This is a genomic window from Ectobacillus sp., assembly GCF_056992975.1.
In genome coordinates, this window is record NZ_JBXKMX010000183.1 from 1 (window position 1) to 10351 (window position 10351).

The window sequence follows — 10351 nt, forward strand, 5'->3', positions numbered from 1 at the left end:
TTGGTGTTCCTGCTGTCACAGGTGGTCACGTCCTGCCACCACTTATACAGGCTTACTTGGAGAGATATCCACAAGTAAAGGTGCATTTAATTGAGGAATCAACTGAAGAGTTAGAACATTTAACGGTGAGAGGGTTGGTGGATTTATCTATTTTACCGTTGCCGATTGAGAGTAACCGTTTGATCACTCGTTCTATGTTAACCGAACCGTTGTTACTTGCGATTCCACGAGAAGAAAAAAACTGGATGTCAGAAGAAGTGCGCTTCATTGTCAATTCTGTAGGTGAAAATGTGCAAATTGCAGAGCAAATGCTACCTTTGATAGCGTTGGATGAATCTCCATTTATATTGCTGAAGCAGGGATTTGGATTTCGTCGCGTTGTGCTGGACCTTTGTGCAGAAAGTGGGTTTCAACCTCAAGTTGCTTTTATGACAAGTAATATTGAGACAGCACAATCACTGGTTGCTTCCGGATTAGGTGTCACTATAGTTCCAAAAATGGTGATGCGACAAAACCTGAAGCTGAACCCATTGTATGTTCCGCTTGATACTCATCCAACACGTACATTAGTATTTACGTACTTAGGGGAACGGTACTTAAGTTTGACCGCACGGACATTTATGGACGTTTTTGATGAAGTGTTTGGTTGAGAAGGAATATTAGGTTCTTGTTGAACATTAAATACTTGAAAAATTAGGAAGTGTTATTTCATCTCCCACTTCGTAAGGTTTATTTCAAACCTCGAAGTGGGGGTTCCAAAGCCCTGTTAATACGGACGGGATTAAAGATTGGTTTTTTTTACTTCATGTAAAATGGAAAATTCACATATTATGTTGATACCAATCGACTGTTTTTTGTATAGCTTCTTCATGCGGAGTTGCAGAAAAGGCAAAAGCTTTCTGAAATTTACTAGCATCTACGATAAAATTATTTGAATGCTGATACATTAATTCCTTAAATTCTTTTATATCCGAATTAAAGATTCCGCCGATGGTAACGATTAGCTTTCCTGCTACTCTATATTTTGGAGTAACACCAATCCGGTTAGCTATTTGTTTTACTAGTTCCCGATTAGAAGTTGCTGGTGCAGCAGGAATGTGCCAAATTTCACCGTATGCATCTTCCTGTTCAGAAAGGATCACAAGTCCTTTTGCAAAATCTTGAATAAAAATTTGAGAATGTATGGTATCGGGATTACCTAGCATATCTACAGGTTTATTCTCCAGTAGATTTTTAAACACTCTTTCTCCTAATATAGCATTTTTAACACGAGGTCCGTAAAAGTCAGTGGCTCTTCCAATGGTAGCTTTTACTTTTCCAGCTCTATGAGCATCCATTAATTTCGTAGCTACTTCCGCTCTTGTTTTTGTTTTTGCCCCAACAGGTATATACGATAAGCTTTCATGTAGGGGCTCATTATGAGGACCGTAAGCATAAAGATTATCTCCATATACAATGTTCGCACCACTTTGCGCGCCCGCTTCGATAATATTGTCCATCATAATTGGGTAGAGTTTCTCCCAAGATTGATAGGGTAACCCTATACAATGATAAATGATTGATGCAGGATGGGAATTGCAAATATCAAGAACACTACTTAAATTTGTAGCGTCTCCTTTTACAACTTGTACATCTGGAGGAACCTCCTCTGCCTTTCCTCTTGTATTTACCATTAGTATTTTTTTATTTTGTAGGATAAGTTGTTCCATTACAGCTAGACCTAAAGGACCCGTTCCAAAAATGATGTGGAAATCATTATTCATTTATAACGCCTCCTAGTATAAAGATTCACAAATAGCCTACCATATTTTTATAATAATTTACTAAATTTACAAAAAGTTTAAAAAAATTAACGTAAAATAATGGTAATCTAATTTACGTGGAGGAGATGATAGGAAAAAATTTCTAAATGTATAGAAGGTAATACCATTCCAGTCAGTCGTTATTGTGTCATATCATGTAGCATTTAAGAAGATTAAAGCACTTTTCAGATGTTTTGTAGAAATCTTATAAATGGAGACGATCGACATTGAATGAATGGGATGTTACGAAGAAGACAGTAATATGCTTTCCTCATGCAGGTGCAACTTCAAATGTGTATGCATTATGGTCAAAGTATTTCGGTCCGCAATTCCAAGTTATCACTGTAGACTATCCTCAAAATTTATTTGAACCAGATCGTAGCTTGAAATGGGAAACAGCAATTGAAAATCTATTAGGAAAGTTATCAAACGAGATAAAGGATTCCTATATTTTATTTGGTCATAGTATGGGCGCAATGCTCTGTTTTGAGTTAACAAGATTAATTTCCCGGTTTCATTTACCTTTACCTAGTCATATTTTTATATCTAGTTGTAGAGCTCCACATTTAGGACTATTTGATTCTAATAAGCCTAGTTTTCGGAAGATTACCGATATTCAGTTGTTAGAACAACTAGTGTCTCTTCAGGGGATACCCTCTTCGTATTTTAATCAAGCATCAATACTTCAAGATTGGTTACCAGAAGTTCGTAAACATTTAATATTTTGTGAAGAATACTCTTATAAACCAGGTTCAGCCCTTCATGTTCCTATGACCGTTTTCGGAGGAATTTCGGATCCTCTCGTTGACAAAAAGAGCTTACAAGCATGGAGAGTTCATACAGATAATTCGTTTCACTCGTTTTTTCTATCTGGAAATCATTTTTATTTACATAACCAAACCTTCGTCCTCATTGAAAAAATGAAAAGAGTTTTACAATGAAATTAAGTTGTTATTCGCCGCGTGTCATACAGATAAAGGATGCTCACGCAGATGTTTGGAAATTTAATATGCGTATGCATCATGAACAAATGTATTCATTATTTCGTTTCCTAACAGAAGATGAAACAAAACGATATGAAAAATTAATAGATACTAACAAGAAAAGAAATAATATGGCTTGTCGCGGGTTGCTTAGACTCGTTATTTCTCAGTACACTATGCAGGATCCAGGGCAAATACAATTCTCTTATGGTTTACAAGGGAAACCATTTATTAAAAGACAGCCTATTTGTTTTTTTAATCTTTCACATTCTGGAAATTGGTTGTATATCATTGTTTCGCAGCATCATGAGGTGGGAATCGATTGTGAAATCATTGACCATAACAATATATACACACTTGCTAGATATTTATTAAATCCTCTTGACTATGCAAGGTTTGTAGACATACCAAATCAGTTTAAAACAAAACGACTTATACAAGTGTGGACGCAAAAGGAAGCATTCATAAAAGCAATTGGGAAAGGATTATTTTATCAAAGCTTAAAAGATATTCATATTGATTTTACCAATTCCTTACATGTAACTATATCAAACTATTATGACGCTACTAATTGGATAACAAAAACAATAAACACATGGGATGATCATATCACTTCAATTTGTTATAAAACGGGGGATGCATAATGAAACAAGTAACGGTTGATTCAAGTACAGAACAATATAGTTCTTTAGTTGATTTACTTATGAAACGAGCATATCTTCAACCAAATGATACTGCTTGTACCTTTTTTATAAATGAAAAGGAAGAAAAGATTGCTACTTATGCTGATTTAGATGAAAAAGCTCGCTCAATTGGAGCAGTATTACAGCAAATTTGTAAGAAAGGCGATCGAATATTATTACTCTATCCAGCAAGTATCGACTATATTACAGGGTTTTTTGGTTGTTTATACGGTGGTGTTATAGCTGTACCTGTTTATCCTCCAAGATTGAATCATTCTTTATCACGGTTACAAACTATTATTACAAATGCAGATGCTTCAGTAGTTTTAACCACAGAACGTATGAGAAGCCTAATTCAGTCTTCTATGAATAACAATCAAACATTGCTTTCTGTTCGATGGATTGCTACAGATACAGATGATCTCTATGATCCTATTGAATGGATGGAAAACGACATTACAAAAGATGATATTGCATTTTTTCAATATACTTCTGGTTCAACCTCTGCACCTAGAGGGGTTATGTTGTCTCACGGAAATTTACTAACAAACCTTCAACTTATTGCGAGCAATTTTGGTTTTTCTAGGGAATCATCCACAGTAATTTGGCTTCCTCCTTACCATGATATGGGTCTGATTGGCGGAATTTTAACACCCATTTTTTCGGGCAGTCCCGTCCACTTAATGTCGCCAGTAGACTTTCTGAAAAACCCTTTTTGGTGGTTATCGCTCGTTTCCAAAAAGAAAGCAACAGTCAGCGGAGGACCAAACTTTGCTTATGAGATGTGTATACAAAAAATTAGTGAAAAACAAAAAGCAGATTTAGATTTAAGTCATTGGGAAGTCGCCTTTAATGGTGCAGAACCTGTTCGAAACGCTACTCTGCAGCACTTTACAGAAGCGTTTGCTACTAGTGGGTTCAGAAAGAACGCTTTTTATCCTTGTTATGGGTTAGCAGAATCTACTTTATTTGTTACTGGCGGGGAACGAGATGAGGAGCCTATTCATAGATATTTCTCAAAAAAGGGCTTACAGCTTAATATTGTCCACAAGGTAGATGAGTATGATCTTGATGCAGTGACGTTGGTTAGTTCAGGAAATACCATGTATGCTCACCAGCTACTTATTGTTGATCCTGAAACAGAGCTTCCTTGTGAAGAAGATCAAGTAGGCGAAATTTGGATTAAGGGTGCAAGTGTTGCAAAAGGATATTGGAAAAATCCTGAGAAAACCCAAGCTACATTTCAAGCCTATTTAGCAGGGACTGGAGAAGGTCCTTTTTTACGTACAGGGGACTTAGGATTTTTAGATGAAGGTCAACTTTTTGTTACGGGACGAATGAAAAATATGATGATTATTCGAGGAAGAAATATTTATCCACACGATGTTGAAGCAACGACACAACGTTCACATCCATCTTTAAGTGTAGGAAGAGGAGCGGCATTTACTGTGGAAGTTAATAATGAAGAACAACTTGTTATTGTTCAAGAGGTAGAACGTACCTTCCGTAAGAAAATTAATCCACAAGAAGTAAGTGAATTGATTCGGAAAGAAATTGCTATTAACCATGGTGTACAACTATATGCTTTGTTACTTTTAACACCAGGAAATGTACCTAAAACATCTAGCGGGAAAGTTCAACATCATATTTGTCACGATATGTTTTTAAAAGGGACATTTACCACTGTTGAAAATGGCACATGGCAATTAAATGAAATGTAAATTGTGGAGGGAAGGAATAGAAAATGCCTACTAAAGAGGAAATTGAACAGTGGCTAGTTGCAAAGGTTATAGAAAAAACTGGAATTAGCGAAGTGACTGTAGATAAGGCGTTTACGAGTTTTGGATTGGATTCCGCTCAATCCATCATTATTACCGGTGAATTAGAAAGATGGTCGGGTATCGAGTGTCCACCTACACTTTTGTACAACTATCCTAATATTGAATCTTTGGCAGCGTTTTTAGATCCAGAAAATGAAGTGAATCTGAAAAACTTTCCTAGTCAACAAAATTATCAAAACATGGATGAAATCGCGATTGTTGGCTTGGACTGTCGTTTCCCAGGTGCTTCTTCTAAAGAAGAGTTTTGGGATAACTTGATAAAGGGTATAGATTCCATTGAAGAAATACCGAAGGAACGTTGGGATGTAGAAAAATATTATGATTCCCGTAAAGGAATTAAAGGAAAAATGTATACGAAATGGGGAGGATTTATAAAGGATGTGAGAGGTTTTGACAATCACTTTTTTAATCTTCAATCTCGTGAAGTTGAAAAGATGGATCCGCAACAACGTCTTTTAATGGAAGTGTCTTGGGGAGCACTAGAGGATGCTGGTATTATTCCTTCTTCCCTAAAGGAAACGAATACGGGTGTATTCATTGGTATAAGCTCCAATGATTATGCAAGATTACAACATGATAAAGATTCAATTGACGCATTTACTGCTACAGGAAGTTCTCAAAGCATTGCTGCTAATCGCCTATCCTATTTCTATAAAATAAATGGTCCAAGTGTAGCTATTGATACAGCTTGTTCTTCTTCATTAGTTGCGATCCATCAAGCGTGTCAAAGCTTGCGGCTTGGTGAATGTGACATAGCTATTGTGGGTGGTGTCAACTTAATCCTTTCACCGGATTTAAACATTGCTTTTTCCCAAACACATATGATGGCTCCTGATGGAAAATGTAAAACGTTTGATGAAGGGGCAGACGGATATGTAAGGGGGGAAGGATGCGGAGTTATTATCCTAAAAAGACTTTCAGATGTGGAGTTAAACAAGGAACGTTCTTATGCAGTAATTAATGGATCTGCTGTCAATCAAGATGGTGGAAGTAACGGGCTGACGGCACCTAATGGAAATGCACAAGAAGCTGTTATTCGGAGAGCTCTACTATCAGCTTCAATGGAACCACAGGATATTAGTTATATTGAGGCACACGGAACAGGAACTTCCCTTGGAGATCCAATCGAAATGAATACGTTAGTCGCTATTTATGGTAAAGAAACAGTAAGAAAAGATCCTTGTTTTGTTGGTTCTGTAAAAACGAATATTGGTCATCTTGAAGGAGCAGCTGGAATCGCAAGTATAATAAAGACAACTCTCATGCTCCATTATAAGAAAATTGCCCCACATTTACATTTTCATAAGCTTAATAGACTCATCACGCTAAATGATAGTTTCATAACGATTCCCTTACAAAGTAATAATTGGAACAGCGAAAAGACAAGAGTTGCTGGTGTTAGTTCTTTTGGCTTTGGGGGAACGAATGCACATATTATTTTGAGTGAAACACAAAGTGTTGATATGAAAAAATCATTATATGATCAAGAAGTACAAGTATTTACTTTATCAGCAAAAAGCCCAAAATCATTAAAGCAACTCGCAAATAAATATAAGAATTTTCTTGATGTAAACAGTGATGTAAGCCTTAAAGATCTATGCTATACGGTGAACTGCCACAGGGAGCACTTTCATGTTCGAGTAGCATTTTCCGTGACAAGTATTCAGCAGTTAAAAGAGAAATTACAAGCTTATTATGATAAAGATGAATTGGAAAAATCGAGAGCTGAGATAGAGAAGAAACAACAGACTCTTACGCAAACAGTCTTTTTATATAGTGGACAAGGAGCACAATACAAACAAATGGGTCAGACATTGTATCGTTCGTCTCCTGTTTTTAAACATGCCCTCATTCGCTGTGCGAAAGTTCTTCAAAAGTACAATGGGATGCGGTTGCTTGACATTTTATTTGACAAGAAAGAAGATTCACTAATCAATCAAACTGAATTTACGCAGCCTGCTTTGTTTGCTATCCAGTATTCATTAACTCAATTATGGAAGTCATTCGGTGTGATTCCTGATATTGTGTTAGGACACAGCATAGGAGAATATGCCGCGGCTTGTGAAGCAGGCGTCTTATCATTGGAAGATGCCTTATGTCTTGTAGCAGAGCGAGGACAATGTATGCAAGCATCATCTTCTAGCGGCACGATGGCAATTATTCGGACTGAAGAAGAACGTGTAAAGAAGTATTTGCAACAACATAATTTTGAGGATGTGTCTATCGCGGCAGTCAATGCCTCTGATCGTCTAGTTATTTCTGGTGAGAAATTACACGTAGAAAGAATTGTACAATTTTTTCAAAATGAAGGTGTTTTAACTTCCTATTTAAATGTATCTCGGGCATTCCACTCCCCACTCATGGATCCTATTTTGGAACATTTTGTTCGTCAGGCAGAGAAATTTACTTATGAAAGTCCGCAAATTACATTTATTTCAAATATAACGGGACGTCCTTTTCAAAATGTACCTAGCCCTAAATACTGGGTACAACATCTTCGTGAAGCGGTTCGTTTTAAAGACGGAGTAGAGTATGTTTTGCAGGAACCATGTGTATGGATTGAAATGGGGCCAATGTCGTTATTAAGTCTTGTTAGAAGACTAGATAAAGATAATTCTCAATTATTACTTGCAAGTTTAGATAGTAAAAAACATGCAGATTGGAATGTTATTACCGATAGTTTAAGTAAATTGTACGAAGCTGGAAGAAATATAAATTGGGACATATTTCATGCACCGTATGATCACCATTTTACTGATTTACCTACGTATGCATTTGAAAAAAATCCTCATTGGATTAAAAATTCAGTAGATCGAATAGAATTGGTGGAGGAAAACGAAAACGACTTGAGTGATCTATTAAAACAACAATCCGCAACACTTGAAAACCAAAGTCATATTTTACAAAAGTATAGTAAGGTTTTAATAAAAAAATAAGAAGAGGTGTATTTCGATGAAAGAAAAAGATTTACTAGAAATTATTAAACAACAGTCTAGTGCATTATATTGGCAAAGCGAAGCACTTCTTCAACAAACCGAAGCGATGTTAAACAATCCCAATTCGCTTTGTTCAAACGAGCAGAATGTTGCACCTGAACCTAAGAAAAATAATGTACGAGACGCTACATCTTTTGCACATGAAGTAGAACAAACCGTTTTACACCTTATTGCTAACATTACACCTTATTCTGTGGAAGAATTAGATAAGAACAAATATATTGTTCAAGAATTGGGTTTTGATTCGCTAATGGTTATGCAATTACAAAATGAGTGCAACCAACATTTCTCTCACTTAATTCAAGTAGAGACGATGTTTAGCCATGATTTTAAAGATATTCGTATAAATGACATCATTCACTATATTGTTGAAAATGGCATGGAACAATATAGTGATAACCATCAAAATAAGAGACAAACAGATCATTTTCCTACAACTACTTTTATTCAGAAAAAAGAAACTACACAACAAATGAACTATGTACTAGATGAATCTTGCTACCAAGTTAAACATTTTCCAGAATATGTTCAATTAAAAGCAAGAATAGATTCGATTAGTAGTGATAATCCGTACTATAGACTTAGAACAGGTATCAATAAAGAACAAATTGACATGAATGATCACACTTATATAAATTATGCTAGTTACAATTATCTTGGTTTTTCAGGGCATGAAAGAGTGCAACAGGCAACTATTGATGCAGTGAAACAGTATGGTTCATCTGTTTCAGCTAGCCGAATGCTCTCCGGTGAAATCCCTATTCACCTAGAATTGGAACAAGCCATTGCGCATTTTATTGGCACCGAGGACGCATTAGTTTACACTGCAGGACATGCCACAAACGTTTCCACTATAGCTAGTATTGTAGGTCCACAAGACTTAATTCTACATGATAAACTAGCTCATAATAGCCTTATTCAAGGATGCCGACTTTCTGGAGCAACTCGTCAACCGTTTGCTCACAATGACTGGCAAGAAGTTGAGAATCATTTGAAAAACCTTCGTTCTAACTATAGAAGAGTACTAATTGTTTTAGAGGGTACGTATAGTATGGACGGGGATATTCCAGATTTAAAAAAATTTGTTACATTAAAAAATGAATATCAAGCTATGTTATTTGTAGATGAAGCCCATTCGATTGGAACAATTGGAGAAAGTGGACGAGGCGTTTGTGAGTATACGGGTGTTAATCCTAAAGAAGTTGATTTTTTAATGGGAACATTAAGTAAATCTCTGGCTAGTTGTGGAGGTTATATTGCCGCTAGTAAAGAAACAATTGAATACTTAAAATATACATCTGATGGTTTTATATTCAGTGCGGGACTTACGCCAGCTAATACTGCAGCTGCTTTAGCATCAATCAGAATACTTCAAGAAGACAATTCGCATGTAAAACGATTGCAACGTCAGTCTGCTTTATTTTTAGAAATATGTAAAGAAAAAGGATTAAATACAGGTTTAAGTAAAGATACACCAATTGTTCCAATCCTAATCGCTGATTCTGAAAAAGCTTTAAAATTAGGCCAGTTTTTATTCGAGAAAAAAATAAATGTGTTTCCCATTCTCTACCCAGCTGTACCGGAAGATGAAGTTTGTTTACGATTTTTTATAACTGCAAATCATTCAGATGCACAAATTTTTACGACAATTGAATGTCTAGCTGAAGGAATGAAAATGATTGAAGAGGCCAGAGTACTGGTATAAAAAGACTATGCCACATAGTACTCCAATTCATATTAAACATGATGGTGACGCAATGACGATACTTGTTTGCGTCACTTTTTTTACATTTTCTGATAGGGGTTTATAAAATTGTATACGACGGAAGATGAATACTATTAGATTTATAAAGAATGCTTTCATGACTTTAAAGATATGTTTCAATGGAAAGTTAAATAGGGGTTAACAATTGTATATAACATGATAGAATTATAGTTATGTCTTTGGGTATAGGTGATAAATATGGATTATGAAGGCTTGTCCTCTAAAAAAGGAATTGAATTCTCAGGTGAATATGTTTCGGTATTTACTTACAGAAATAGGAA

At 35.8% G+C, this 10351-nt stretch carries 7 protein-coding genes; 6 read left to right on the top strand and 1 reads right to left on the bottom strand.

What is annotated here, in order from left to right:
* A partial coding sequence (locus AC11ZT_RS08280; protein ID WP_484059146.1) for a LysR family transcriptional regulator substrate-binding protein occupies positions 1-650 on the top strand: 650 nt, incomplete at its 5' end.
* Between the two features lie 171 nt (positions 651-821).
* On the opposite strand, the gene AC11ZT_RS08285 is transcribed toward AC11ZT_RS08280, so the two are convergent.
* Complete coding sequence (locus AC11ZT_RS08285) at positions 822-1763, bottom strand: NAD-dependent epimerase/dehydratase family protein (protein WP_484059147.1); 942 nt, start codon at positions 1761-1763, stop codon at positions 822-824.
* Between the two features lie 266 nt (positions 1764-2029).
* Between AC11ZT_RS08285 and AC11ZT_RS08290 the strand changes: the two genes are divergently transcribed.
* Genes AC11ZT_RS08290 through AC11ZT_RS08310 form a run of 5 tightly spaced genes read left to right on the top strand, consistent with a single transcriptional unit; the run spans position 2030 to position 10010 of the window.
* On the top strand, positions 2030-2743 hold the full coding sequence (locus tag AC11ZT_RS08290) for a thioesterase II family protein (protein WP_484059148.1): 714 nt from the start codon (positions 2030-2032) through the stop codon (positions 2741-2743).
* Positions 2740-3429 (top strand): 4'-phosphopantetheinyl transferase family protein, encoded by a 690-nt coding sequence (locus AC11ZT_RS08295; protein ID WP_484059149.1) that lies wholly within the window; start codon positions 2740-2742, stop codon positions 3427-3429. The genes AC11ZT_RS08290 and AC11ZT_RS08295 overlap by 4 nt, the downstream gene beginning before the upstream one ends.
* Positions 3429-5189 (top strand): fatty acyl-AMP ligase, encoded by a 1761-nt coding sequence (locus tag AC11ZT_RS08300; protein ID WP_484059150.1) that lies wholly within the window; start codon positions 3429-3431, stop codon positions 5187-5189. The genes AC11ZT_RS08295 and AC11ZT_RS08300 overlap by 1 nt, the downstream gene beginning before the upstream one ends.
* A gap of 23 nt (positions 5190-5212) precedes the next feature.
* Positions 5213-8245, top strand: coding sequence for a type I polyketide synthase (locus AC11ZT_RS08305; RefSeq protein ID WP_484059151.1), 3033 nt, complete (start codon positions 5213-5215; stop codon positions 8243-8245).
* A gap of 16 nt (positions 8246-8261) precedes the next feature.
* A complete protein-coding gene (locus AC11ZT_RS08310; RefSeq protein WP_484059152.1) occupies positions 8262-10010 on the top strand; it encodes an aminotransferase class I/II-fold pyridoxal phosphate-dependent enzyme in 1749 nt (582 codons plus the stop codon).
* The last annotated feature ends 341 nt before the right edge of the window (positions 10011-10351 follow it).